Source organism: Pseudomonas sp. NFACC02 (genome assembly GCF_900110765.1).
GTDB lineage: Bacteria > Pseudomonadota > Gammaproteobacteria > Pseudomonadales > Pseudomonadaceae > Aquipseudomonas.
The window spans coordinates 52,441-76,005 of sequence record NZ_FOEO01000003.1 but is presented as its reverse complement, the minus strand read 5'-3'; the positions used below and the strand labels follow the sequence as shown (position 1 = coordinate 76,005).

Annotated in this window: 27 protein-coding genes; 10 read left to right on the top strand and 17 right to left on the bottom strand. The window is 60.3% G+C overall.

Annotation, left to right across the window (positions count from 1 at the left end):
- Positions 1-7: 7 nt before the first annotated feature.
- The 3 genes from BMY73_RS04105 to BMY73_RS04095 form a co-directional block, all read right to left on the bottom strand.
- Positions 8-1,330, bottom strand: coding sequence for a chloride channel protein (locus BMY73_RS04105; RefSeq protein WP_092405209.1), 1,323 nt, complete (start codon positions 1,328-1,330; stop codon positions 8-10).
- A 91-nt stretch (positions 1,331-1,421) separates the two neighbouring features.
- Complete coding sequence (locus BMY73_RS04100) at positions 1,422-2,195, bottom strand: ParA family protein (protein WP_092405467.1); 774 nt, start codon at positions 2,193-2,195, stop codon at positions 1,422-1,424.
- 192 nt (positions 2,196-2,387) lie between these two features.
- On the bottom strand, positions 2,388-3,140 hold the full coding sequence (locus BMY73_RS04095) for an SDR family NAD(P)-dependent oxidoreductase (RefSeq protein ID WP_092405207.1): 753 nt from the start codon (positions 3,138-3,140) through the stop codon (positions 2,388-2,390).
- A gap of 119 nt (positions 3,141-3,259) precedes the next feature.
- Between BMY73_RS04095 and BMY73_RS04090 the strand changes: the two genes are divergently transcribed.
- Entirely contained in the window at positions 3,260-4,222 is a 963-nt protein-coding gene (locus tag BMY73_RS04090) for a LysR family transcriptional regulator (protein WP_092405205.1), read from the top strand.
- 121 nt (positions 4,223-4,343) lie between these two features.
- Here BMY73_RS04090 and BMY73_RS04085 read toward each other — a convergent pair whose 3' ends face one another.
- The 3 genes from BMY73_RS04085 to BMY73_RS04075 form a co-directional block, all read right to left on the bottom strand.
- Positions 4,344-4,670, bottom strand: a complete 327-nt coding sequence (locus tag BMY73_RS04085; protein ID WP_092405204.1) for a hypothetical protein — start codon at positions 4,668-4,670, stop codon at positions 4,344-4,346.
- A 142-nt stretch (positions 4,671-4,812) separates the two neighbouring features.
- Positions 4,813-5,115, bottom strand: coding sequence for a DUF1883 domain-containing protein (locus BMY73_RS04080; RefSeq protein WP_062382145.1), 303 nt, complete (start codon positions 5,113-5,115; stop codon positions 4,813-4,815).
- Between the two features lie 83 nt (positions 5,116-5,198).
- Positions 5,199-5,462: a DUF2798 domain-containing protein gene (locus tag BMY73_RS04075; RefSeq protein WP_092405203.1), complete on the bottom strand. Its 264-nt coding sequence runs from the start codon at positions 5,460-5,462 to the stop codon at positions 5,199-5,201.
- Between the two features lie 128 nt (positions 5,463-5,590).
- On the opposite strand from BMY73_RS04075, the gene BMY73_RS04070 reads away from it, so the two are divergent.
- Positions 5,591-6,541: a LysR family transcriptional regulator gene (locus tag BMY73_RS04070; RefSeq protein ID WP_092405201.1), complete on the top strand. Its 951-nt coding sequence runs from the start codon at positions 5,591-5,593 to the stop codon at positions 6,539-6,541.
- A 12-nt stretch (positions 6,542-6,553) separates the two neighbouring features.
- Here BMY73_RS04070 and gcvA read toward each other — a convergent pair whose 3' ends face one another.
- A complete protein-coding gene (gene gcvA / locus BMY73_RS04065; protein WP_062382142.1) occupies positions 6,554-7,471 on the bottom strand; it encodes a transcriptional regulator GcvA in 918 nt (305 codons plus the stop codon).
- Between the two features lie 147 nt (positions 7,472-7,618).
- On the opposite strand from gcvA, the gene BMY73_RS04060 reads away from it, so the two are divergent.
- Positions 7,619-8,461, top strand: coding sequence for an EamA family transporter (locus BMY73_RS04060; protein WP_062382141.1), 843 nt, complete (start codon positions 7,619-7,621; stop codon positions 8,459-8,461).
- A gap of 27 nt (positions 8,462-8,488) precedes the next feature.
- Here BMY73_RS04060 and BMY73_RS04055 read toward each other — a convergent pair whose 3' ends face one another.
- Entirely contained in the window at positions 8,489-9,028 is a 540-nt protein-coding gene (locus BMY73_RS04055) for a helix-turn-helix domain-containing protein (protein WP_062382140.1), read from the bottom strand.
- Between the two features lie 132 nt (positions 9,029-9,160).
- Here BMY73_RS04055 and BMY73_RS04050 point away from each other — a divergent pair, with 132 nt between their 5' ends.
- Positions 9,161-9,943 (top strand): aldolase, encoded by a 783-nt coding sequence (locus BMY73_RS04050; RefSeq protein WP_062382139.1) that lies wholly within the window; start codon positions 9,161-9,163, stop codon positions 9,941-9,943.
- Between the two features lie 190 nt (positions 9,944-10,133).
- Here the strand turns inward: BMY73_RS04050 and BMY73_RS04045 are convergent, their stop codons facing one another.
- Together BMY73_RS04045 and BMY73_RS04040 are read right to left on the bottom strand one after the other, a co-directional pair.
- A complete protein-coding gene (locus tag BMY73_RS04045; protein WP_139214099.1) occupies positions 10,134-10,388 on the bottom strand; it encodes a hypothetical protein in 255 nt (84 codons plus the stop codon).
- 145 nt (positions 10,389-10,533) lie between these two features.
- Entirely contained in the window at positions 10,534-11,160 is a 627-nt protein-coding gene (locus BMY73_RS04040; protein ID WP_062382137.1) for a hydrolase, read from the bottom strand.
- Positions 11,161-11,381: 221 nt separating this feature from the next.
- Between BMY73_RS04040 and BMY73_RS04035 the strand changes: the two genes are divergently transcribed.
- Positions 11,382-12,278 carry a LysR family transcriptional regulator gene (locus BMY73_RS04035; RefSeq protein ID WP_062382347.1) on the top strand — a complete coding sequence of 299 codons (897 nt, stop codon included), beginning with the start codon at positions 11,382-11,384 and terminating at the stop codon, positions 12,276-12,278.
- A gap of 91 nt (positions 12,279-12,369) precedes the next feature.
- Here BMY73_RS04035 and BMY73_RS04030 read toward each other — a convergent pair whose 3' ends face one another.
- Both BMY73_RS04030 and BMY73_RS04025 read right to left on the bottom strand, forming a co-directional pair.
- On the bottom strand, positions 12,370-14,436 hold the full coding sequence (locus BMY73_RS04030) for a hybrid sensor histidine kinase/response regulator (protein WP_062382136.1): 2,067 nt from the start codon (positions 14,434-14,436) through the stop codon (positions 12,370-12,372).
- A 194-nt stretch (positions 14,437-14,630) separates the two neighbouring features.
- Complete coding sequence (locus tag BMY73_RS04025) at positions 14,631-15,128, bottom strand: CinA family protein (protein ID WP_062382135.1); 498 nt, start codon at positions 15,126-15,128, stop codon at positions 14,631-14,633.
- Positions 15,129-15,331: 203 nt separating this feature from the next.
- Here BMY73_RS04025 and BMY73_RS04020 point away from each other — a divergent pair, with 203 nt between their 5' ends.
- On the top strand, positions 15,332-16,555 hold the full coding sequence (locus BMY73_RS04020) for a zinc-dependent alcohol dehydrogenase (protein WP_062382134.1): 1,224 nt from the start codon (positions 15,332-15,334) through the stop codon (positions 16,553-16,555).
- Between the two features lie 18 nt (positions 16,556-16,573).
- Entirely contained in the window at positions 16,574-16,795 is a 222-nt protein-coding gene (locus BMY73_RS04015; protein WP_062382133.1) for a PLD nuclease N-terminal domain-containing protein, read from the top strand.
- Between the two features lie 132 nt (positions 16,796-16,927).
- Here the strand turns inward: BMY73_RS04015 and chrA are convergent, their stop codons facing one another.
- Entirely contained in the window at positions 16,928-18,292 is a 1,365-nt protein-coding gene (gene chrA, locus BMY73_RS04010) for a chromate efflux transporter (protein WP_062382132.1), read from the bottom strand.
- Between the two features lie 271 nt (positions 18,293-18,563).
- On the opposite strand from chrA, the gene BMY73_RS04005 reads away from it, so the two are divergent.
- On the top strand, positions 18,564-19,301 hold the full coding sequence (locus BMY73_RS04005) for a lipopolysaccharide kinase InaA family protein (protein ID WP_082060818.1): 738 nt from the start codon (positions 18,564-18,566) through the stop codon (positions 19,299-19,301).
- Here BMY73_RS04005 and BMY73_RS04000 read toward each other — a convergent pair.
- Positions 19,298-19,504 carry a hypothetical protein gene (locus BMY73_RS04000; RefSeq protein ID WP_062382131.1) on the bottom strand — a complete coding sequence of 69 codons (207 nt, stop codon included), beginning with the start codon at positions 19,502-19,504 and terminating at the stop codon, positions 19,298-19,300. The two genes, BMY73_RS04005 and BMY73_RS04000, sit on opposite strands and share 4 nt — an antisense overlap.
- 178 nt (positions 19,505-19,682) lie before the next feature.
- Between BMY73_RS04000 and BMY73_RS03995 the strand changes: the two genes are divergently transcribed.
- Positions 19,683-20,063, top strand: coding sequence for a hypothetical protein (locus BMY73_RS03995; RefSeq protein ID WP_062382130.1), 381 nt, complete (start codon positions 19,683-19,685; stop codon positions 20,061-20,063).
- 56 nt (positions 20,064-20,119) lie between these two features.
- Here the strand turns inward: BMY73_RS03995 and BMY73_RS03990 are convergent, their stop codons facing one another.
- The 3 genes from BMY73_RS03990 to BMY73_RS03980 all read right to left on the bottom strand — a co-directional run bounded on the left by BMY73_RS03990 (position 20,120) and on the right by BMY73_RS03980 (position 23,001).
- Positions 20,120-20,626, bottom strand: a complete 507-nt coding sequence (locus tag BMY73_RS03990) for a GNAT family N-acetyltransferase (RefSeq protein ID WP_238591784.1) — start codon at positions 20,624-20,626, stop codon at positions 20,120-20,122.
- 146 nt (positions 20,627-20,772) lie between these two features.
- Positions 20,773-21,960 carry a GAF domain-containing sensor histidine kinase gene (locus BMY73_RS03985; protein ID WP_062382128.1) on the bottom strand — a complete coding sequence of 396 codons (1,188 nt, stop codon included), beginning with the start codon at positions 21,958-21,960 and terminating at the stop codon, positions 20,773-20,775.
- Between the two features lie 126 nt (positions 21,961-22,086).
- Entirely contained in the window at positions 22,087-23,001 is a 915-nt protein-coding gene (locus tag BMY73_RS03980) for a LysR family transcriptional regulator (RefSeq protein WP_062382127.1), read from the bottom strand.
- Between the two features lie 146 nt (positions 23,002-23,147).
- Between BMY73_RS03980 and BMY73_RS03975 the strand changes: the two genes are divergently transcribed.
- Positions 23,148-23,552, top strand: a complete 405-nt coding sequence (locus BMY73_RS03975) for a RidA family protein (RefSeq protein ID WP_062382126.1) — start codon at positions 23,148-23,150, stop codon at positions 23,550-23,552.
- The last annotated feature ends 13 nt before the right edge of the window (positions 23,553-23,565 follow it).

Sequence of the window (23,565 nt, the reverse complement as noted above, 5' to 3'; positions counted from 1 at the left end):
AATCGGATTACCCCTCGGTCTTGCGCGATGCAGCGTCCGCTTGCGCGGTCTCCAAAAACCCGCGCGCCAGTTGCTGGTACAACTCCGGCCCCATGCGCGAGCTCACCGCCTTGGCAATCAAGGCAACGGCCATGAGGCTGATCACCATGCCGTGGCTGTCGATCATCTCCATCACGATGATGGCTGAGGTGATCGGCGACTGGGTGACCGCCGCCAGAAAACCCACCATGCACAAGGCAATGGTCGGCTGAAACGCAAGGTGGAACAACTCGGCGGCATTGCTTCCGACGGCGGCGCCCACCGCCAGCGACGGGGCGAAGATACCGCCCGGAATGCCGGAAAAATACGTCACCACCGTTGCAAGGAATCGCGTGACAGGCGCATGCCACGGCAGGCCGACCTCAGACGCAATGACCTGTGAGGTGATGCCGTAACCACTGCCGAACGATATCCCGCCACTGATCCAGCCCAGTAACGCGACGGTCAGCCCGCATGCGCCGGCGAACCAGACGGGGTGCCGACGGCGCCATGCCCATACAACGAGGTGCGGGTGCCGTTGAGGCCACAACAGCATTCGGCTGAACAAGCCGCCCAACAACCCGCACCCGATGCCGATCGCCAGGGCGGGAACAACGATATCGACACCAATGTCCTGAACGCCGAAGTGGCCGAAATAGTTGTAATTGCCCTGCAGAGCGATCGCCACCATGCCGGACAGAATGATGGTGCTGAGGAGAACGCCGCTGGTGCGGGTTTCCAGCTTACGGCCCAGTTCCTCCACCGCGAAGGCAATCCCCGCAAGCGGCGTATTGAAAGCGGCGGCAATGCCCGCAGCGCCACCGGCGAGGATGAGGTCCTCGGCACGGACGATTCGCGCGTTCGGCAAAAAACGATGGAAGAAATGCATGATCGACGCCGCAACCTGAACCGACGGCCCTTCCCGTCCTGCGGAAAAACCGCCGGTCAGGGCCAGCGTTCCCAGGCTCATCTTGGCGAAGGCAATGCGCAGTGACACCAGCGTGTTGACCGGTTTTCCCTGGTGGACCAGACGCGTCGCCGCAATCACCTGCGGTATCCCGCTGCCTTGCGCGCCAACGAAGAAACGGGTGGTCAGCCACACCACCAGCATTCCGATCACCGGCGTGTAGATGAAGGGGAGCCAGGGCCGCTCGCTGGTTTGTTGAGCGAATTGAGCCAGCGCCAGGTCGGCAAGCCGGGCAAACATCACGACCAGTAGCCCGGCCAGCGTGGCGGCTACCCAGAGCGTGACGCGGGTGCGCCAACGCATGGAGGCAAAACGACGGCGTAGCAGCGTTATCGGTTTGATCACCCGAAGCAGTTCCCGTTGAAAATTCGACACGAAGGTGCAGGCAGACTAACCAAAGAACCGATGGGCGCCAAATGACTTCGAATGCCGAAGATCAGGCCGCCTGCTCAAGCTCCGTCAACAATGCCACGAACTGCAGCGTCAGTTTGTGCCGTGGGTCGAGGTGAATGAGCGGCACCGAGACCTCATGGGACTCGCGCATTTTCACCGAACTGTTCAGGTACGTCGACAGCACAGGCAGACCTTCAGCGATCAATTCTTCGATGAGGTTCTGATGCAGGCTCGCGCGGCTGACGAACTGGTTGACCACAATGCCTTCCACGGTCAGCGACTCGTTATGATCGGCCTGAAACTCGGCGACCTGTGCGATGACGTTGTACAGCGCCTGGCGGGAAAAGCTGTCGCAATCGAACGGGATCAACACCCGGTCGGCGGCAATCAGCGCACTGTAGGAATAGAAATTCAGCGCGGGCGGCGTGTCGATGTAAATACGCTCGAAATCCTCCGACAATTCAACCAGCAGCCGACGCAGTTTGTTGATCTTGAACCGGGCCTCAAGCTTGGGTTGCAGGTCAGCAAGCTCGGCGCTGGCGGCGATCAGGAACAGGTTGTCGTAGCGGGTTTCATTGATTTCGGCCCGGTTCTTCTTGCCCGAAGATCCCGACGACAGGGTCTGCTTGAAGAAATCGGCGATGCCGACGGGCAAGTCATCGCCCGTGAGACCGGTCAGATAATGGGTCGAATTGGCTTGTGTATCGAGGTCGATCACCAGCGTCCGATACCCTTCGGCGGCGCTCACCGCGGCCAGATTACAGGCAATGCTGGATTTGCCCACCCCTCCCTTCTGATTGAATACCGCGCGACGCATGAGACAGATGACCCGTGAAAAAGTCATCGATCATACCAGTCCCGGTTTTCGTTTGATGTGGCAAGTCACAGACAGTTACATGACAGTTATGTGACGAAAGCCCGCACAGATCGCCGAAGCCTGCCACGAGCCCCTTGCGGATCTCCTCCGGATTCGGGGCGAAACCGGTGACCGGCACCGCCCCGTTCGCCCTTAGATCTGCGCCTGACCACCATCGGCGAAGAGCTCGATGCCATTGACGAAGCTGGCGTCGTCGGAAGCCAGGAACAGCGCGGCGGCGGCAATTTCTTCCGGCTCGCCGACACGGCCCATCGGGATCTGGGACGCCAGGTAGTCGAGCAGCCCTTGCTGTTGGGCGGCGTCAGGGCCGGCCAGGTCCACCAGACCCGGCGTTCTGGTTGCGCCCGGACTGAGGGTGTTGACGCGCACGTTGCGGTCCTTCAAGTCCAGAATCCAGTTGCGGGCGAACGCCCTGACGGCAGCCTTGGAGGCGGCGTACACGCTGAACGCTGCCGTACCGGAACTGCCCGCGGTCGAACCGGTGAGAATGACGGAGGCGCCTTTGGCGAGCAGTGGCAACGCCTTCTGAACAGTGAACAGAACCCCTTTGACGTTACGATCGAAGGTGTCGTGGTATTGCGCCTCGGTGATGTCGCCCAACGGCAGCATCGAACCACCCCCCGCGTTGGCGAAGAGCACATCGAGGCGACCTTTCTCGGTCCCGATCTGCCGGTACAGCGCGTCCAGTTGTTCCAGATTCGTGGAGTCGACCTGAACCCCGGTGGCGTTACCAACCCGCGCCACGGCGGCGTCCAGCTCAGCCTGACGACGGCCGGTGATGTACACGTAAGCACCCTCCTCGGCGAAGCGCTTGGCGGTGGCCAGGCCGATGCCAGTGGTGCCGCCCGTCACGAGTGCGATTTTGCCTTCAAGTTTGCGAGCCATGATGTTTCTCCAGAAGGTGACTGAAGTCATTCAGTCATCGTTGCGGTGTGGGAGAAGCATATCGACGGAGGCACCTGTTCAAAATAGAATTGCCTGCAAACCATCGTTGCAGAAATGAAATGAACAACCTCCCCGATTTCGAAGGTCTGGCCATGTTCGCCAAAGTGGCGGAAGAAGGTTCGTTCGCGGCGGCGGCTCGCGTGATGGGCGTTTCAGTGCCAACGGTGTCGCGCGCGGTCGCACGGCTGGAAGAGCGTCTGGGCGGACGCCTCTTCAACCGGACATCACGCCAGTTGGCGTTGACGGAGTTCGGGTCTGGCCTGGCGGCCAAGGCCGGAGAGATTTACCGGCAAGCGGAGGAGATCGAAAGTGAAGCGCAGAACCTGTCGGTGCAACCAAGAGGTCTGGTGCGGCTCGCGGTGCCTATGGCATTCGGCTTGCGCTGGGTCGCGCCGCTACTGCCCCGATTGATGCGCCAGTACCCCGAGCTCTCCGTGGACCTGCACCTCTCCGACGCCTCTGTCGACCTCGTCGCAGAAGGCTTCGATGCCGCATTGCGCATTGCGGTGATGCCGGACTCGTCGCTCGTCGCGCGTCGGTTGTGCGCCGTGACGCAATTTGCGGTGGCCTCGCCGGCCTATATCGAAGCGCACGGACGCCCCTCCCACCCCCGTGAACTGGCGAGCCGGACCTGCATGAGTTACGTCTATCGCGCCCGCACTCAAGTCTGGCGCTTCACGCACCAGGACGGCACGCAGGAAGATGTCGTGCCGAACGGCCCCCTACGGGTGACCAACTCGGACGCATTGCTGCCTGTATTGCTGGAGGGACTGGCCATCGCTGAATTGCCGGAATTCATCGCCAGCGAATACTTCGCCGATGGCAGGCTGGAAGTGTTGTTTCCGCAGTGGAGCATGGCCAGGGGCGGCCTTTACTTCGTGACGCCTTCGGCTCGGAGCCGACCGGCGAAAATCAAGGCATTGTCTGATTTCTTTGCGCAACATCTGTCGGATCCCCGGTGGCGATGGCCGCCGAACGACCATCCCGACACACCGACGTCCCGCAAGGCGTTGCACAAGTGAAACCATCGTCGAGGGCGCGAGTGGATGGCCACGCTCGACGCCATCACGGCGTTCACCCTGATCGACGTAACCGCCCCTTCAGGCTGCCCGGTCGCGGTGACGGCCGGGCGCTGCGCCTGAATCAAGCGCAGTCTTTCGCTGCCCGCCCAAATCCCGAACTCAGCAGGTTGCGTTCATACACAAACACCTTGCCACCGCTGGATGCCTTGTAGGCTTCGATCACGTTATCGGCGGCGACGGAACTTGAAACGACTATTCGGTAGTGCCGCTGAGTTTGAGACAGGCTCGGGCTCAGCGCACGGTCTTGCAGTTTTGGCATCACGCAGGCGGTGAACTGCTCGGGAGACTTTTGAGTGATCAGGGTCAGCGTCGGCTCGTTGGGCGCGGGCGCACAGCCCGCCAACAGCGAGCCGGACATCAAAACAGCGGGAAAAAACAAACGACGCATCGGCGTGTCTCCTGTAAAAAATGGCTGCCACCAGGCAAGCGCTTCAATACAGGCCATTGTCCAGCTCTGAGAGCGGAACTGAACTTGAAAGACGTGATGCTGACTATCGACACCGACAATGAATGGCGATGCCTCCAGACGCTCAGCGCAGCGACGAACTGGACCGGCGGATGATCTTGATCGAATGTTGGACGGCCGGTTTGCGGGTCACGCTGATCGCCCGTTTGGTCACCGTATCGATCGTGATGTTCCAGAAGCCGCTGCTCGGCACCACGATTTTCGCCGGAAACGTATCAAACGCACCGCCGTGATAGGTGTGACGTCCACCGTTTTTGAAACTGCGAAAATTGGCATCGCTCATCAGTCGAATGTTGCAGGTGCCGGACGCCTGAATCACCACAATATCGTCTTCGTTGAGGTGTTCGCGCTGGTGAATGAATTTCACGGAGGTTCCACTGGAAAGGTTAACAAGGCGGCAAGAATATCACGGCGTCGCCCTCCCTCGCTGGCCGCTCCTCGGCACAAGCCTCACTCACAATGCACGGTCCAGGCCACAAGCCGGGCCACGATCGGGCGCACGATGAGCACGCAGAAAAACGCTGAAGGCATGGCCACACGGTATGCACTCATCACATTTTTCATGTAATTTTCATCAAATCCGAACTCGGCCAGCGTGATAACCAGGCACATCAAAAACGCCATGATAGTAGCCATATAGAGGGCGAAGACGTAGGCGGTCATCGTTCTGGGAAAGCGGATTCTTGCCGTGGTGCGCACGTTTCGGTGGTCCATCAATGGGTCCTTATCGATCGTTGAAAGAAAGTGAGCGGGTAATCTAACAAGCCAATGGCTGCCGCAGTAGACGGGTTGCGGTTGAATGACTCTTAAGTAAAATCGACGAATCGAACGGGAGGGAGCCGATGGACATACTGGGGCTGATCAACACGTTCATCAGCGTGGTGGAGAACGGCAGCATTGCCGCGGCGGCCCGTGCCAAGGGCATGAGCCCTGCCGCGGTCAGCCAGAGCATCACGCGGCTCGAAACCCATTTGGGGGTGCGCCTGCTGTCGCGTACGACCCGCAGCATGGCCCTCACTGACAGCGGGGCGCGATACTTCGAGAAGGTGCGCCATATCCCTCACGACATCGACCTCGCCTCGCAAGCAGCGGCCGCCGTCACCTCCCCGCAAGGGTCACTGTGCATCGCCACCACCACCGCGTTCGGACGTCATGTGCTTGCGCCGTTGATGCCGGCGTTCAAAGCCTTGTACCCACGCATTGATGTCGAGCTGATCAGCACCGACCGGCGCGTCGACCATCGGCTCGAAGGGGTCGACGTCAGCCTGCGCATCGATGCACAACTGAACGACCAACTGATCGCTCGGCGCATCGCCTCGATCCCGTTCGTGTTCTGCGCCTCACCGTCGTACCTGCACAGTGCGGGCGTCCCCGTCACACCCGAAGACCTTCAACGCCATGCCTGCCTGGTGTTTCGCTACCCGACCGATGGCCGCTTTCTGCCGTGGACGTTCCGGCTCAACGGCAAACGCCTCGAAGCAAAAGTCCATCCGGGCTTCATCTGCGACGACATCGACACCATCGCGCAGATCGCCGTGAACGGCGGCGGAGTCGCGCGCCTGGCAAGCTTCATCGCTCAACCCCTGATCGACAGCGGCCGACTGCTGCCGCTGTTTGAATCAGACCATGGCGGTACCGCCGGTGCAGAGCCTGAACCCATGGAGATCTACGCCTGTGTCAGCGAACGCTCGGCATTGAGCGCGAAGGTCCGCGCGTTTATCGAGTTCATTGAGGCGGCGATGCAGGACGACACGCCCGCGCGGTCCCGTGCGCTTGCGGTGGAGGGACCGTGAAGCAAGCACCGCTCACCCCTCGGCGCTCCTGTGCGTCGGACCGCTGATACTGCCCTCCTCTTGCAGCCACGCACAAAACAGCGCGATGGTTTCATCCGCTGCTTTGTCCGCCGGAACGTAAGCGCAATAACTTCGGGACTTGAGCCGGGGCCGGGTCAACGGAATGACCAGTCGGCCGGCTTGCAGATCGCCGGACACCAATGAGATCGGCCCCATCGCGACACCTACCCCGTCAATCGCCGCCTGCAAGGTCAGGTAGAAATGGTCGAAAACGACGGCGGCGGCAGGTTTCAAGGTGGGAATGCCGGCACTCGCCAGCCAGTCCGGCCAGAGTCGAGGAAGGCTTGAGGCGTGCAGCAGGGTGTGTCGGCGCAGGTCTTCAGGTGCTTGCAGCGGCAAACGCTGCAAGAGCGTGGGACTGCACACCGGCACCCGTTCCTCGCCGAGAAACACGTGGGTCGAGTAACCGTATAGGGTGTCGGGTCCGCCGCGAATGACGACGTCATAGGCCGTCTGCAAACTTTCCACCGGGCTGTTCGACGTTTCGACCTGGACCTCGATGCCCGGGTAACGGGCACGAAGCCCTTCCAGTCGTGGCACCAACCAGCGCAGCGTGAACGTTGCAGAGGCATTCACGGACAGCGTACGCGTCGCAGAAACCGGAAAGCCAAACTTTGCGGTCGCCTGCGACAGTTGCTCGAACAGCGGCCCGACCTCCGCCAGATAAACAGTCGCCGCGGGCGTCAGCACCACCCGGCGGTTATGCCTCTCGAATAATGCCGCGCCGAGCCAGTCTTCAAGCAGGCGAACGCTTTGACTGACCGCCCCTTGCGTAACATGCAGTTCCGCCGCAGCTTCCTTGAAACTGCCCAAACGGCCGGCGGCCTCAAAGGCACGCAGCGCATTGAGGGGAGGCAGTATCCGATTCATTCGCAATAGCCTTTCTGATGTGAGGCGCCAATTTATCTGGTTTGTCAGGGGACACCAAGATAGATATTTTGCTGATCACGCCAATGTCGGCCACCGCCTCTACCTCGCAGCACGCCCCGCTGCTGCCCTTATTTCGGAAAACGCCCCATGCTCAGCGCCACCGGCGGTTTTGTCCTGCTTGCCGCCATCCTTCATGCTAGTTGGAACGCCCTGCTGCATGGTAATCGCGACCGACACCTGTCCATGGCCTGGATGAGCATCGTCATCGCCGCAGTCTCCACGGTGGTCGCCCTGAACCTGCCATTGCCCTCCGCCGGGGCATGGCCGTACATCGTCGCCTCCGGACTGGTGCACATCGTCTACAACATCAGCCTCATACGCTCGTACAGTCGCAGCGACCTTTCAGTGGCCTATGCCATTGCGCGCGGCTCATCGCCATTGCTCGTCACCCTCGGCGCGGCGCTGTTCGCACAAGAGGCGATCAGCCCTCTGCACGCGCTCGGGGTCGTCATGATATCGGGCGGTATTCTCGCCCTGGCGCTGCTGGATCGCCGTGTTTCCCGTGCCGACGTCTTCGCGGCACTGAGCACGGGCGCGATCATCGCGCTGTACACCGTGATCGATGGCATTGGCGTACGTCAGTCCGACGGCCAGGCCATCGCCTATACGGCCTGGATGTTCATGTTCTATTGGTCGATGCCGCTGCTCTTCATTGCCAAACGCGGCTGGGCCTCGCTGTTGAGTCCGATGCGCACCCACCCGCTTTCCGTCACCTCATCGCTGGGCGGTGGACTGGTGTCTATCGGCGCCTACGGGATTGTGATCTGGGCGATGCAATCGGGCGCCATGGGTGGCGTGTCGGCGCTGCGGGAAACCAGCGTGGTGTTCGCAGCGCTCATCGGGCGTGTGTTTCTGGGCGAAAACATGAACGGGAAACGCTGGGCCGTGTGCGCCGTGGTGGCCGCGGGTGCGGTGTGCCTGGGGCTTTGACGGACGGACGATTGGCGGCGCTTCGAATCACTCGTCGGTGCTGTGTACCACCACCAGCAATTCCGCCTGCTCGTCGGACACGGTGCGCAGTCGGTGGGGCTTCTGCGCGTTGAAATGCAGCGCGTCGCCTTCATCCAGGGTCTGGCGCTCGTCCCCAAAATCGACTTCCACGCGTCCGCGCACCACAAAGAGGAACTCCTCCCCCAGGTGCTCCTTGAACGCAGAGTGGCCGAAGGAGCGCGGCGGATACACCAGAAACGGCAACAGCGCCCTTTGCCCGATATGACGCGCCAATGGCACGTGGGCAGACGCAGCGGCACCATCGGATGCATCGCGTGGTTGACGCCGAACGAGGCTGTAGCCTTCCAGCGGCAGCGGTTCGGTGCTGAACAGCTCTTCCGCCTGCGCATTGAGGGCCTTGGCCAGTTTCAGCGCAACGGCGATCGACGGCGAGCTCAGTCCCCGCTCCACTTTGGACAGGTAGCTTTTGGTCAAGCCGGTAAGCCCGGCGAGCTGCTCAAGCGTCATGCCCATCTTCTTGCGCAAGATTCTCAGGTGTACCGCCATCCCGCGTTGTTCCTTCATCAGTCATGACACACAGCTTGATAATGACACATTGTGTCATTAGGATCACAAGGTGTCCTGAGGGCGTTGCAGCGCCCGGGAATGTTTTAAACAGCTCTCAAACAGGTGCGGACCGTGACCACGACCATGAATACCCCGAAAGATCAGCTCGTAAAGCTTGCCGAGCAGCAGATGATGACCGCGCTGATCGACAACGATTACAGCGCCAGGCAAAAACTCGCCCTCACCTGCCGCATTCTGTTCGATGGTGGCCACGACTCCGGCCTCGCGGGCCAGATCACTGCTCGCGCGCAAGAACCGGGGACGTATTATACGCAGCGCCTGGGTCTGGGCTTTGACGAGATTACGGCATCCAGTCTTCTAGTGGTCGACCAGGACCTGAATGTCCTCCACGGCCAGGGCATGGCCAATCCCGCCAATCGCTTTCACAGCTGGCTCTACCGCGCTCGCCCCGATGTGAACTGCATCATCCACACGCACGCGCTGCACAGCGCCACCTTGTCGATGCTTGAAGTGCCGCTTGCCGTGTCTCACATGGACATCTGCCCACTGTTCGACGACTGCGCGTTTCTGAAAGACTGGCCCGGCATTCCCGTCGGCAATGAGGAAGGCGAAATCATCGCCAATGCGATCGGCGACAAGCGTGCCATTCTGCTGGCTCACCATGGGCTGCTCATTGCGGGTGGTTCTATCGAGGAAGCTTGCGTTCTGGCACTGCTTTTCGAGCGGGCAGCCGGCATGCAGTTACTGGCAATGAGCGCGGGTGATATCCGCCCGATCCCCGAGGCGCTGGGCAGAGAAGCCCATGACTGGATTTCCACCCCCAAGCGTCATGGAGCCGCCTTTAATTACTATGCACGGCGCGCCCTGCGCGGACACGGGGATTGCCTGGGGTAACCCCCCAAGAGCGGCTCATGGGCTCACCTCCGAACACCACGTCAGCGCTGCAGCCTCAGCAACCGTTCATCGCCGATTGCTGATTTTTTCTAACTTTTCCGATGCCGCAGTCAGTCACACGCTTACAAGAACGGGCAACACCGCCGTCCCTGTACTTTTGCGACCTTCTGATTTCCATGACGAAGAGGCATTACCCAATGAACAAGAAATTAGGCATCGCGCTGGCAATGGCAGGTCTTACATGCGTGCTTTCGGCGCCTTCGATGGCCGGCTCCTCAACCCCGAGCAGCAGCTCCAGCGGCAGCAGCATGAGCGGTCCATCGTCATCGTCCGGCAGCAACGCTTCAAGCTCCGATGAGTCGTCCAGACCCAGCGGCACTAACGGCGCCAACACGAACGGCACCGCGCTCCCCGGTTCCGGTGGCGAGGCAGGAAGCGGGGGCAATTCGAGCCCCGGCAACAAGTCCCCGTCTGGCGCTGGCTCAAGTTCCACCAGCGGGTCAAGCGGCGGCTGAGGCGCCGGTGCCTGCGTGATAACCTGGATGGCAGCACCCGACGCGATGCCGGGTCCTGCCGAACGTGATGGATGACTAGCTGGCCGTTTCGGCGTTGAAACCATCGGCGTTTTCAAATACACCCATGAATCCCGCTACCGTCGACGCGCGAGCCCAATCGCGCTGAAGCTCGCAATACATCTGCACACGACTGATCAGTTTCGCCCCCGCTTGCTCGACTCGGCGCAATGCCGCCTCATGGGCGGCAACGGATGTGCCTCCCACGGCATCCACCGGCACATAGACTTCATACCCTTCCTGCAGGGCATCCAGGGCCGGAAAGGTCAGGCACGCTTCCGTCCACAGTGCTGTCATGATGAGCTTGCGACGGCCCAGCGCCTTGACGGCCTGCTTGAATTCGACGTCCTCCCAACTGTTGATCGAGGTTCGGTCGTAGGTCGGTAAATGACCCAGTACGTTCTGCAGCTCCTGGATGGGCGGCTTGTTTCGACCGGTCGCCACGTTGACCGTCGAATGGATGATCGGAAGGTTGTAGTTGATGGCCGCTTTGGCCACGCTTGTGATGTTGAAAACCAGCTCATCGCGCGGCATCGAGCGGATAGAGGACACTTGAACAGGCTGGTAGTCGATGATGATCAACGCCGAATTTTCAGGCGACAAGAGGTGATCGGTAAGCGGGTTGCGGATTGCCTCGCTAGTCATTTGCTGCTCCTGCTTTTAGTTGTCATTTGCGCGTGGGTGATCGGTCGTTCGCTGCGGAAGCGGCGCGCCGGCTGATGCCTTCACGGCGTTGGAGGTGACGGGATTCCCGGGCGACATGACTGAGCGCCAACGTCGCCGGGAAGCAGGATTGTGCTGTTCCGCCACGAGAGGCAGTAGTAGCATCGGGTGGCTTTCTGTGTTGCTGAATGAGGAACGCTGATCTGGATATCGAAGCGCTGCAAACATTTGTAGAGGTCGCTGATGCCGGGGGCATTTCACCTGCTGCCCTGCGGCTGGGCGTGTCCAAATCGATCGTCAGCCGCAGACTGGCGCGGCTGGAGGCGGAACTGGGTATCCAGTTGCTTGCGCGAACGACTCGCGGGGCTGCCCTGACCGAAGCGGGAACCCTTTTTCGAGACCATGCGGCCAGGGTCTGCGCCGAGATCGACATCGCCAGGGAAACGCTGCTGCCCTCTGGTGCTCTTCGCGGCCGCTTGCGCATCGCCGCGCCGCTCTCGTTCGGACCGACTCACTTTGCGCCCATGCTGGCAGAAATGGCTCGCCGCCATCCGCAGTTGTACATTCAGACCAGTTACAGCGATCGCTTCGTCGATCTCATCGCCGAAGGGTTTGATTGCGCCATTCGCGTGGGGTATCTCCCCGATTCAACCCTCATTGCCCGGGGTATCGGTCCGATCTATACCAAGCTCGTGGCCAGCCCCGGTTATGTAAAAAGCCACGGCGAACCGGAATCGCCCGAAGCATTGAGCGCCCACGAGGCCCTCATGCAGGGAACCGAATCCTGGCAATTCATGGACGGCGACAAGGTGGTGACGGTGCGTCCCCACGGACGGTTCAAGGCTGATAACGGCACGGCGCTGGTCGCCGCCGCCATCGCGGGATTGGGGGTTGCCTACCTGCCGGATTGCCTGACCTATGAGGCGATAAAGTCGGGCACACTGGTGCCCATCATGACCCGGTACCCTCCGCCTCCGGCCGGTGCTTATGTCGTCCGTCCGCCAGGTCTGCACCCTGCCCGGAAAATACAGGCCCTCACCGAACTGTTGATCGAATCGTTTGGCCAGTCCCCACATTTCGCCAAACCCGTATCAGCCTGAGCGGGCAAGTCGTTGACGAGGCCGCGGCACACATGCAGGTTCACAACACAGCGGCGCGCGGCACTTCCACTGAATGACAAGGCGTATCCAGTCAACTGCGAAGCAAGGCATCCACGTTCGAAACCAGGGCCTCCAATGCAAAAGGCTTGGTCAAGACGGTTGTGGAAGACCCCAGCGGCAGGCCTCCTGCCACAGTGGGTTCGGTGTAGCCCGTCATGAACAATACAGGAAGGCCCGGCCTGCACGTTCGCGCCGCGTCAGCCATACGGCGGCCATCTAATCCCCCAGGAAGACCGATGTCGGTGACCAGCAGGTCAATTGGTGTATCCGACTGGAGCAGCTGCAGCCCCGCCATCGCGTCGGCGGCCTCGATGACGCGGTAGCCGAGCCCGCCAAGCGCCTCACTGACGAACATCCGCACAGACGGTTCATCATCGACGACAAGCACGGTTTCACCTGACAACTTCAAGCCGACGTCCGCCTTCGGCTCGTCCCGCACGACCGCCTCGACTTGAACATCCTCAACGGGCAGTTGCAGATAGACGCGTGTCCCCGCGCCTTGCTCAGAGTCGATCTTTATCTGTCCGCCCGACTGTTTGACGAAGCCGTAGACCATGGACAATCCCAGACCTGTCCCTGCTCCCACCGGCTTGGTGGTGAAAAAAGGTTCAAAGGCTCTGGAGAGCGTTTCCGGGCTCATCCCTACCCCGTCGTCGGCGACGCAGACGGTCAGATACCTTCCGGGAGGCAATTCCGCATCAAGCTCCGGTCCGGGTTCAAACGTCTGGTTGAACGTTCTGATCGAAATCTTTCCGGCCCCTCCTGATGCATCCCGGGCGTTGATGCATAAGTTGAGCAGGGAATTCTCCACTTGCGCGGGGTCGACCAGGCACGTGCTCGCCGCCGCTGCCAGATCGACTTTCAAATCAATGGTCGGCCCGACCGTTCGCCGTATCAGCTCCTCCATCTCAACGATCAAGGTGTGAACGTCTATGTGCTCAGGAAGCAGGGTCTGGCGACGGGAAAACGCCAACAGCCTGTGAGTCAACGCGGCAGCCCGTTGCGCCGCACCGTAGGCCACGGAAACGTAACGTTCCACGTCGGCGGTGCGGCCCTGATCAAGCCGTATCTTGATCAGGTCCAGACTGCCCGTAATGCCGGCCAACAGATTGTTGAAGTCATGGGCGATTCCACCCGTAAGCTGTCCTATCGCGTCCATTTTCTGCGACTGACGAAGCGCCGCCTGCGCGGCTTCACGTTCAGCCACGGCCTCAACCACGCGCGCTTCCAGATTGCGATTGAGCTCCAGGAGCGCCGTCTCGGCTTCTTTACGGGCGGTCACGTCGATTGACGAACCAATCAAGCCAATGACGGCGCCCGAATCGTCCAGCAGTGGAGCCTTCGCCGAAAGCCATATCGCCGCTGATCCGTCAGGCATATCGACGCGCTCTTCGATCTGTATGGCTTTTCCGCTTTGCATGATTCGCCGATCAGTCTCCATGATCTGCCGCGCCTGATCCTTGTCCTCCAGAAACTCCAGATCGGTCTTGCCCAGGTAAAACTGTGGCGGCTTGCCAATCAGTTCCGTCGTCCCATGGTTGGCGACCAGCATTCGGCCTTCCCGATCCTTGGCGTACACCACGCCAGGCACCGCCGCGGTAAATGTTCGGAGCAACGCCGACATTCTGTCTCGCTCACCTTCTGCAGCCTTGCGAGACTCGATATCCATCAGCACACCCGGGAAGCGAACGGCCTGTCCTTGAGCATTCAGCTCGGCCCGGCCATTGGCCTCGACCCACCGGTAATGCCCGTCGTCCCGACGCACGCGGTATTCGCACCGGAACGCCCCACCCTTGGCCATCGCTGCCTGAATCTCAGCGGCCAGGCGATCGACGTCCCGAGGATCAATGGAGGTGAACGCTTCCGCGATTGGAATACCGGATTTGCAGCGTTCGAATGCAAGACCGAAGGTGCGTGCAAATCGCTCGTCGGCTGTCACCCGATCGTTTGGAATGTCCCAGACCCACGTCCCGACGATTGCCCCCGCATCCAGCGCCAGCTGCAGCCGTTCCGACGCGTCCGAAGACAATGCTTGTCCTTGAGGTTGGCAGGAAGAACCGGCCTTACCGGTCAGCGCTTCATGCTTATTCTGATCCATTCACAACCTCGGCGATCCACGCTTCAAACAGCATTTGAGGATACTCGGTCATGCTCCATCCGCAAACGCCGGATTAAGTGACGAAGCCGCCCGCAATCACCTAATGCCGGCCAAGCTCTCAGGCAACGAGCAGTCATGCTACAGGTCATGGCAACCGGTCATGAAGAAGGCGTCAGGGTCGGTCGGTGCGGTGCTCAACTTGCTTCACCCCCGAGCATTCGCTGGTGGAAGTGCGGCAGCAGTTTGAGCGCGTGGAGCGCCGCCATTTGCTGCATCGCTTTCCTGTCCCCGAAGAAACGCTCCTTGCGCGCGAACACGGTCGTGCGGCCGTCGTGACGAAAACCCCAGGCGAAACACACGGTTCCCGCAGGAATGCCGTCGACATCCTCATTCCCACACAGGCCAGTGGTCGCAATGGCGACCGTGGCGGGGCTGTCGTGCAAGGCGCCTGCCGCCATCTCCCTGGCCACCTCAAGGCTGGTGAGATTGAAGTGTTCGATGGTCTTTGCACGAACGCCCAACAGCCGTTGTTTGGCTTGTGGCGAATACACCACGTATCCGCACTCGACCAACGAGCCGCTGCCGGGGACTTCGGCAAGCAAAGCGACTATCCGGCCCGCCGTACAGGACTCGGCTGTCGCCAGCAACAGTGAATGCTGTCTCAGGTAATAAACAATGTCCTCAACCATCATGCATACCTCGTTCCGGCCAAGCGTGACTGAAGGTTGGACACGTAACCCATTCCTTCGTCTCAGATACTTGCTGGCGAATCGAAAGATGAAGGGACGCAGCGGCCTGGTGCGACCGCTGATCCCCACGCCTGATCAAATGCATGAACTATTGCCACGGTTGTCCGCTCCCCTGATTACAGCCCCCTCAAACTGCGGAGATCGATATGAGAGCACTGACTTACCATGGCGCGCATGACGTGAAAGTGGACACCGTTCCCGACCCTGTGATTCAGGATGCCGACGACATCATTCTGCGTGTCACCGCCACCGCGATTTGCGGTTCGGATCTGCACCTTTACCGGGGCAAGATTCCCACCGTTGAGCATGGCGATATTTTCGGCCATGAGTTCATGGGGATCGTCGAAGAAACCGGGTCAGCGGTGACGGCCGTCCAGCCCGGTGACCGGGTTGTCATTCCGTTTGTCATCGCCTGCGGTGACTGCTTCTTCTGCCAGCAGGATCTTTTTGCCGCCTGTGAAACGACCAACACGGGACGCGGGGCCATTCTCAACAAAAAGGCGATTCCCCCAGGGGCAGCGTTGTTTGGTTTCAGCCATCTGTATGGCGGCATTCCCGGCGGCCAGGCCGAATATGTGCGAGTGCCGAAAGCCAACACCGGGCCGTTCAAAGTGCCGGGGACGCTCGCCGATGAGAAAGTGCTGTTTCTTTCCGACATCCTTCCGACCGCTTTCCAGGCAGTGACGAATACCGGGATTGGCCAAGGGTCCAGCATTGCCATTTATGGGGCCGGTCCAGTGGGACTGCTAAGCGCTGCAGTGGCTCGCATGCTGGGCGCTGACCGTATTTTCATGGTCGATCACCATCCCTACCGCCTTGACTACGCGCAGCGAACCTACGGCGTGATCCCGATCAACTTCGATGAAGACGACGATCCGGCGGATACCATCATCCGCCAGACACCGGGCATGCGCGGCGTCGATGGTGTCGTTGACGCGGTCGGGTTCGAAGCCAAGGGCAGCACCACGGAAACGGTTCTGGCCACCCTCAAGCTCGAAGGCAGTAGCGGGAAGGCACTGCGCCAATGCATCGCGGCGGTCAGGCGCGGCGGCGTGGTCAGCGTTCCTGGCGTTTATGCGGGCTTCATCCACGGCTTCCTGTTTGGAGACGCATTCGATAAAGGGCTGACGTTCAAGATGGGACAGACCCACGTTCAGCGCTTTCTGCCGGAGCTCCTTGAACATATCGAGATGGGCCGTCTGCAACCCGAAGCCATCATCACGCACCGCATGTCCCTGGAGCAGGCGGCCGAAGGCTACAAGATTTTCGACAAGAAAAAAGAAGATTGCCGCAAGGTCATTCTGACGCCGGGCAGCGGCGACATCGCGCTGCCTGAAATCGACTCGGCGACACCGGTGCCTGCCGTGTAAAAGGTATGGAGGTGAATAATGGACATGACATTTTTCTGGACGACGGTGTCCGTGGTCGTGCTCGTGGTCGACCTGTGGGCCATGGCGAGTATCTGGCGCACCACCAAATCTGCGGGCACGAAAATCGGGTGGACGATTGTGCTGTTGGTGCTCCCGGTGATTGGACTGGTGATCTGGGGAATCGCAGGCCCGCGCGGGGTTGCAGAACCTCCCACCTCTGAAGAGCACAGCAAGGGTTAGCGACACAGCGCGGGCGAGACAGGCGTCCACCCACGAGTTGATGAGGGTGGGCGCCTCTGGGGTCTGTGCAACGCCACTTAAGGCCGCGAACCCTTGCGCGCTGTCCGCCCCTCGACGGGGTCAGCCCTGAAGTCAGTGACTCTGCCTCAGCAGGAACACGACTAGCCCGGCAATGCCGCTCCCCAGCAATACGACCATGACGCCACGCCGGTACTTGAACAAAGCGATAGCTGCCGCCAGCGCAATGAGCACGGACACCCAGTCCACCTTCCCCGTCATGCCGGCAGGCCAGAACACGTGATAGGCAAAGAACAGTCCGAGATTCAGGATCACGCCGACAACAGCGGCCGTAATCCCGGTGAGCGGTGCAGTGAACCTGATAGCGTTCTTGGTCGACTCCACCAGCGGTCCGCCTGCCAGGATAAACAGGAAAGACGGCAGAAACGTAAACCATGTCACCAGTGACGCGGCCACGGCGCCAGCCAGAAAAACGTGATCCGGACCGAATACCTGCAATACGTAAGCACCGATGAACCCGACAAAGGCTACCACCATAATCAGCGGTCCAGGCGTGGACTCACCCAAGGCCAGGCCGTCGATCATTTGTGTCGGTGTGAGCCATCCGTAGTGACCGACCGCACCTTGGTAAACATAGGGCAGAACAGCGTAAGCGCCGCCGAACGTCAACAGCGCAGCCTTGGTGAAAAACCAGCCCATCTGCGTCAACGTGGCATCCCAGCCCAGCAGAAGGGTCAGCAATGCCATTGGCAGCCCCCACAACACCGCCCCGACCGACGCGATCACGGCAAGCTTCGTCCAGCTGAACAGGGCGTGCGCGGGCGACGCTGTATCGTCATCGATCAGGGCAAGCCCACAGGATTTTTTCGAGACGTCATGGCGTGCACCGTCGAACATGGCCGGCGCGCACTTTCCACCCAGATAACCGACGACAGCAGCACCCAGCACGATCAGCGGAAAGGGAACGTTAAATGCGAAGATCGCGATGAAGGACGCTGCGGCAATCGCCCACAATCCCTTGTGCGTGAGGGTGCGCGCTCCAATCCGGTGGGCTGCTTGAATGACAATCGCGGTCACGGCAGGCTTGATCCCGTAGAAAATGCCGGCCACCACTGCAAGCTCGCCAAATGCGATATACATCCAGGACAAGGCGATCAATAGCAAGAGCGAGGGCAGAAGGAACAGCGCGCCTGCAATCACGCCCCCTCGGGTGCGATGCATCAGCCATCCGATGTACGTTGCCAGTTGCTGGGCTTCTGGCCCGGGCAGCAGCATGCAGTAGTTGAGCGCGTGCAGGAACCGGCGCTCGGAGATCCAGCGACGTCGCTCCACCAGTTCCTGGTGCATGAGCGAAATCTGGCCAGCCGGACCACCGAAGCTGATAAAACCCAGTTTCAGCCAGAATCCGAAGGCCTCTCGCAAGCTTATTTCCCGGGGAGCGACAAGGTCCTCGGTGCGCTCGTTCGTTCGCAGGTTCATCGTTGGCGTATCCAGTGAGAAGCCGATTGAGGAAATTCCGGCGGGTCAGGTCGCGAGACTGCACCCGTAGAATGAGCAGCATGATCCTTTCACGGGTGTGAGAACCGCCGGTCATATCGGCCATATCGCCGGAAAAACGCGACACACCCACCCGACATCGACCAGTGGTATATGCCTGTATCTTTTTTGCCGTCAGACTGGTGGGAAATTTGCGAAGGATAACGCTTTATCGCTGAGTATGGAGCTTGGTGATTGGCGAACAGGAGCACTGATGCAGCCACACTGCGAAAAAAACTTTGATTACTGGTGGAACACGTCCGGCCCATGGGTGGAGGAACCCAATGTCCGCAGAAGCGGAACCAGTGGCGTACAGCGCGTCATGCATGACGGGAAACTGGTTTACGTAAAGCGCCAGACAGGCCATTTGTCCCGGAGCATCCGGTATCCCCTTGGGCGGCCCACCGTCATGCGGGAAGGCAAGGCACTGTCGAAGTTACTGCAACTGGGCGTCACAGCACCTGCGCCGATTTTTTACGGTGCCGAGAAAGTCGATGGCGTTTGGCGAGGGATTCTGGTGACCAGGGATTTAGGCGGGTTTCAAGACCTCGACACCTGGTATTCGGAGGGTGGTCGTGCGCGCATCAGCGAAGACGAGCACTTGAGGATCCTGGATCAACTGGCCCAGCTTTTATCCCGCATGCACCGGGCGCGTTGGCAACACGGCTGCATGCGCTCCAAGCATATTTTTATCAGAGAGAGGAGCGGCGACGTCGGCCAGGAATTCGACCTCGCCCTGCTGGACCTCGAAAAGTCCCACGGGCGATTGACCACGCTCGGCGCCGCACGGCATGACATATTCCAGCTCCGCCGCCATTCGTTCTGGAGCGAGTCTGAATGGCAGGCCCTGCTGTCTCGCTATGAGTCGCGTCTGGGTAAAAAACTCACCCGGCCTGCCCAGCGGGACCGTTTGTCCTCTCAACGGCAGCAGCCAGCCGGGCGAAAAGCCTAAGGGTTATGCACCACCACCGTCTCATCGAGCAACACGAACAGGTCTTTCAGGTCCTGTCGGCTGCGCGCGGGGGCGGAACCCAGCACCACAGCGGCATACCGCAGGTGCTTGCCGCCAACGGTGCGCTCGACGATCACACAGTCGTGACTGAAGCTTTCATCACCGAACCCGATCTTGGACGACGACTGGCACCCCGCGTTCACTAACGCCGTCTGGGGGGAGTAACGAGTTTCTGATCACCCCGTGGTTGCCTGAAGTGATGATGTGAAACAAAAATCCTGACCATTTACTCAACATTTACTGACTGTGGACGTTCGTTTACACGGAACGGGTGTTTCATGCATTCATGGCGAACCCAAACACATCGCCTGAGGAGACACCATGTTTTCGAAGATGACCCAAGCCTTGATCCTGTCCGGTTGCCTGGTCGCTGCGGGTGCAGCATCCGCCGGTGAACGCAACGTGATAGTGCCCGTCATCGCCGGGGCCGCCGTCGGTGCCGTGTTGGCCACCGCAATCAGCTATTCGAGCCAGGATCACTATCGCCCTCAGTACCAGGCATACCGGCCGCAGCCGCGTTATCAACCGCAGTATCAGTACCAACCGGTCGCTTACGTGCCGGTGGCCACGCGGGTTGAATGCCGCCGCTTCGCCCCGCCTGCGCCTCATCGCTATTACCATGGGGGCTATGATCACCGGGGCTGGGATAACCGAGGCTATGATCGAGGCTACGATCCTCGCCGAGGCGACGGTCGCTGGTAACCCGCCACAGACGAAAAAGGCCGCGGTCATCACTGACGGCGGCCTTTTTCATGGGATCAGCGCTGGATTGCACGGACGAACCGGCGTTCGGCCGCCGCTTCGCTTTGCAACGGGGGCTCAGGCACAAACCCGCAGCGCTCCAGGACCTTTCTTGAACCTGCGTTTTCCGGAAACACATACGCCACCAGTTGCGTCAGTGCCCAACGGGTCTGCGCCTGCCGGATCAAGTGTTCCAGCGCCTGAGTCGCCAACCCTTGGCCGCAAGCGGTTTGGGCGATCCGGTAGCCGACCTCCGCAACGCCCGAAGCCGTGTCGATCCCCTTCAAGTTCGCGCGGCCGACGATGCTTCCAACTGCGTCCTCAATCACAAAGGGATGCCAGACACCTCGTGCAAAATCGGACAGATACCCGTCGATGTGCTCGGCAACGCCTTGCTCGGAGTAGAACGAAGGCGCGCGGGCGTCGATGTGCGATTCAAACCACGCGCGGTTCTGCTTCTCGAACGCCAGCAGTGCTTCGGTATCGGTACAGCGCAGCTCGCGAATGTTGAATGACGCCTTCAAATCTCTTTCCTTTTTTCCATCGGTTAATGGCGGCATAGGATCGACTGCTTCGCTGGCATAACGCCCGAGAATCACCGTTCCGTGCACGCGGACCAGGCCGACTCAACCCGGTTCATGCTGCAATCGTCGTCAGTCGATCGAGCGCATCAGCGATGTGCCGGAAACCGCGCCACGAAGCATGTTCCCTGATCCGGCGACGAACTGACCGAAAGGGTGCCGCCATGCCCCTCGATAATCTGCGACGCGATGTAAAGCCCAAGGCCCAGTCCTTCTCCCCTTTGCCCTCCATCCGAGCGCTTGAAGGGTTGAAAGAGCAGCGGCACCAGTGCATCGGGAATGCACGCCCCGTGATTGGTCACCGACAAGACAACCTCATCGCCCTCGGTTTTCGCCACGATCCTGACCGGCGATTCGCGAGTGCCATGGGTCACGGCGTTGCCCACCAGATTGGACAGCAATTGCCCAATGCGCGTCGGGTCACAATAGACACCCGAAGGAATCGAGAAGTCTTGTTCAATCTGCGCATCCGGTTCCGATGCCTGGACCTCCGCGATGACCGAACTGAACACCCCTTGCAGATCGTCCACGCGCGTGCGCCTGACCGGGATCCCGCCGCCGAGTCGGCCACGGGCGAAGTCCAGCACGTCCTCGACCAAGGCGCCCATCCGCTGTGAACTCTTGCGGATCGCACTGGCGAGTCCTCGTTCGCGTTTATCCTCAAGCCTGGACTCAAGCAGGTCAGCGCTCATGCGTATTGCACTGAGCGGCGTGCGCAGGTCGTGGCCAAGCACGGCAATGAACTGTTCGCGCAGACGCCCGGTCTGGGTGGCGTCGGCCAGCGCGTTTTCGGACCTTTCCAGATCGCCGCGCAAGTCCAGGTGCATCGCGATCAACTGGGCGAATAACCCCAGCGTCTTAAGGACAGCGCCCTCGTCGAAATGCGCCGGGACGGTGTCGATGGCACACAGGGTGCCGAAAAACTCGCCATTGGCCTTGACGATCGGGATCGACGCATAGCTTTCCAGCCGGTAGGTTTTCGGCGTGTGATGGTGCGCGTACACCGGATGCTCACTGGCATGAGTGAAGACCACCGGTTGACGGTTTTGTCGGATTTCATGGCAGATCGTCGACTCAAGGAGCAATTCGCCGCCGGGCTTCAGTCCGAAGTCGATGGCGTCATCAACCGCCAATGCTACCCAGTGGGTGTCCGTAACCCGGGCGACCGCCGCGAAGCGCATGCCGGTTACGTGCTTGACCATGTCCAGAATGATCGGAACGGCGTCGATCCTGGCGACGGCGGCGATATCCTGGGTAAACACATCGTTTTCAGACATCGACTCGCCTGCAGGGTGGATAAATCAGGAGGCTATTAGCCACAACGCGACAGATCTTAGCGCATTGGTCAGGAAAACGAATGCCCGATCCATCAACGGCGAAGGGTTCTCGCGTCCTGCGCGTCGTCAGCCGACAACCGGCGCATCCGCGTCCATCAACTCGATCATCCAGTCGATGAAAACCCTCAGTTTGATGCTGATATGCCGATTGGGTGGAAACGCGACGAACAGGGGCAGTGTGTCCAGCCGCCAGTCCTCAAACAACGCCAGCAGTTCACCACTCGCCTGCGGCGCTCTGGCCATGTAATGCGGCAACCAGAGTATGCCCATGCCGGCCACTCCAGCCGCGATGTAAGCATTACCGTCGTCCACGGATAACACGTAGCGGCCCTGCACCTGTACGGTTTCTTCGCCCTTGTGCATGACTATCGGAAACAGCTTGCCTGTACGGGCCCAGCGATAGCCAACGATGCGATGATCCGTGCCTTCCAGCTCTCCGGGGTGTGCAGGCCGTCCTGCTCGCGCCAAATAATCGGGCGCCGCATAAACCCCCAGTTGCAGATCGCCGATACGCCGCGCCATCAACGACTGATCGGCGAGTTCGCCGCCGCGCACCACACAGTCCACGTTCTCACCGATCAAATCGACCATGCGATCACTCACACCCAGGTCAATCTGGATGTCGGGATAGCGGGCGTGAAAGGCAGGCAGCGCCGGAATCAGGATCAAACGCGCGAACGGACTGGGAACGTCCACGCGCAACCGCCCGCGTGGCAACGCTGCGGCGCCCGACAGACTGGTTTCAGCATCGTCCAGGTCGGCCAATACCCGCACCGCACGCTCGTAATACACGGCGCCATCGGCCGTTACGTTGACCTTGCGCGTGGTGCGGTTGAGCAACTTGACCCGCAAGCGGGCCTCCAGTTGCTGCACCAGTTGCGTCACGCTGGTTTTGCTCATGTGCAGCGTCCCGGCGGCCTTGGTGAAACTGCCGGTTTCGACCACTCGGACGAAGGCCTGCATTGCATCGAAACGGTCCATTGCAACTCCCGAAAATGAAGGGGATTGTTTGGGATTCACAAACAGTCCTGATCAAGGTTGCTCGTTTATCGGCGGCGCGCAAGCCCCGTACAGTCTTCTTTATCGTTAATCACGGGTCGCACCCGACTCACTGATGGAGGCTGCACATGACAGTTCGCAACGTGGTTTACCCGGCTGGACGCCAAGCGCTTTACGACATCAACCGGTATTCGCCGGCGATCAAAACCAACGGTCTGCTGTTCGTTTCGGGACAGGTCGGCAGCCGCGAAGACGGCTCCCCCGAACCTGACCTGCAAGCGCAGGTCAGGCTCGCATTCAACAACCTCAATGCCATTCTCGATGCAGCGGGCTGCACCTTCGACGACGTGATCGACGTCACCGTCTTCATCGTCGACCCGGCATCGCGGTTCGAAAAGATCTGGGAGGTAGTGCCGGAATTCTGGGGCGAGGCCCCGCACCCGACCGTGACGGCCGTCGGCGTGACCTGGCTGTATGGGTTTGATTTCGAGATCAAGGTCATTGCGAAATTGCCGAATGACGGTGCGGTTTAGCAACACCATTTCA

Excerpts from the sequence above, each read along its gene's own strand:
- BMY73_RS04025 (WP_062382135.1), bottom strand. The coding sequence starts at position 15,128 with ATGATGGTTGAGGACATTGTTTATTACCTGAGACAGCATTCACTGTTG.
- BMY73_RS03985 (WP_062382128.1), bottom strand. The coding sequence starts at position 21,960 with ATGTCTGAAAACGATGTGTTTACCCAGGATATCGCCGCCGTCGCCAGG.
- BMY73_RS03995 (WP_062382130.1), top strand. The coding sequence starts at position 19,683 with ATGTTTTCGAAGATGACCCAAGCCTTGATCCTGTCCGGTTGCCTGGTC.
- BMY73_RS04020 (WP_062382134.1), top strand. The coding sequence starts at position 15,332 with ATGAGAGCACTGACTTACCATGGCGCGCATGACGTGAAAGTGGACACC.
- BMY73_RS04005 (WP_082060818.1), top strand. The coding sequence starts at position 18,564 with ATGCAGCCACACTGCGAAAAAAACTTTGATTACTGGTGGAACACGTCC.
- BMY73_RS04060 (WP_062382141.1), top strand. The coding sequence starts at position 7,619 with ATGCTCAGCGCCACCGGCGGTTTTGTCCTGCTTGCCGCCATCCTTCAT.
- BMY73_RS04040 (WP_062382137.1), bottom strand. The coding sequence starts at position 11,160 with ATGACTAGCGAGGCAATCCGCAACCCGCTTACCGATCACCTCTTGTCG.
- BMY73_RS03980 (WP_062382127.1), bottom strand. The coding sequence starts at position 23,001 with ATGGACCGTTTCGATGCAATGCAGGCCTTCGTCCGAGTGGTCGAAACC.
- BMY73_RS04100 (WP_092405467.1), bottom strand. The coding sequence starts at position 2,195 with ATGCGTCGCGCGGTATTCAATCAGAAGGGAGGGGTGGGCAAATCCAGC.
- BMY73_RS04095 (WP_092405207.1), bottom strand. The coding sequence starts at position 3,140 with ATGGCTCGCAAACTTGAAGGCAAAATCGCACTCGTGACGGGCGGCACC.
- BMY73_RS04055 (WP_062382140.1), bottom strand. The coding sequence starts at position 9,028 with ATGGCGGTACACCTGAGAATCTTGCGCAAGAAGATGGGCATGACGCTT.
- BMY73_RS04075 (WP_092405203.1), bottom strand. The coding sequence starts at position 5,462 with ATGGACCACCGAAACGTGCGCACCACGGCAAGAATCCGCTTTCCCAGA.
- BMY73_RS04085 (WP_092405204.1), bottom strand. The coding sequence starts at position 4,670 with ATGCGTCGTTTGTTTTTTCCCGCTGTTTTGATGTCCGGCTCGCTGTTG.
- BMY73_RS04070 (WP_092405201.1), top strand. The coding sequence starts at position 5,591 with ATGGACATACTGGGGCTGATCAACACGTTCATCAGCGTGGTGGAGAAC.
- BMY73_RS04090 (WP_092405205.1), top strand. The coding sequence starts at position 3,260 with ATGAACAACCTCCCCGATTTCGAAGGTCTGGCCATGTTCGCCAAAGTG.
- BMY73_RS03975 (WP_062382126.1), top strand. The coding sequence starts at position 23,148 with ATGACAGTTCGCAACGTGGTTTACCCGGCTGGACGCCAAGCGCTTTAC.
- BMY73_RS04030 (WP_062382136.1), bottom strand. The coding sequence starts at position 14,436 with ATGGATCAGAATAAGCATGAAGCGCTGACCGGTAAGGCCGGTTCTTCC.
- BMY73_RS04015 (WP_062382133.1), top strand. The coding sequence starts at position 16,574 with ATGGACATGACATTTTTCTGGACGACGGTGTCCGTGGTCGTGCTCGTG.
- chrA (WP_062382132.1), bottom strand. The coding sequence starts at position 18,292 with ATGAACCTGCGAACGAACGAGCGCACCGAGGACCTTGTCGCTCCCCGG.
- gcvA (WP_062382142.1), bottom strand. The coding sequence starts at position 7,471 with ATGAATCGGATACTGCCTCCCCTCAATGCGCTGCGTGCCTTTGAGGCC.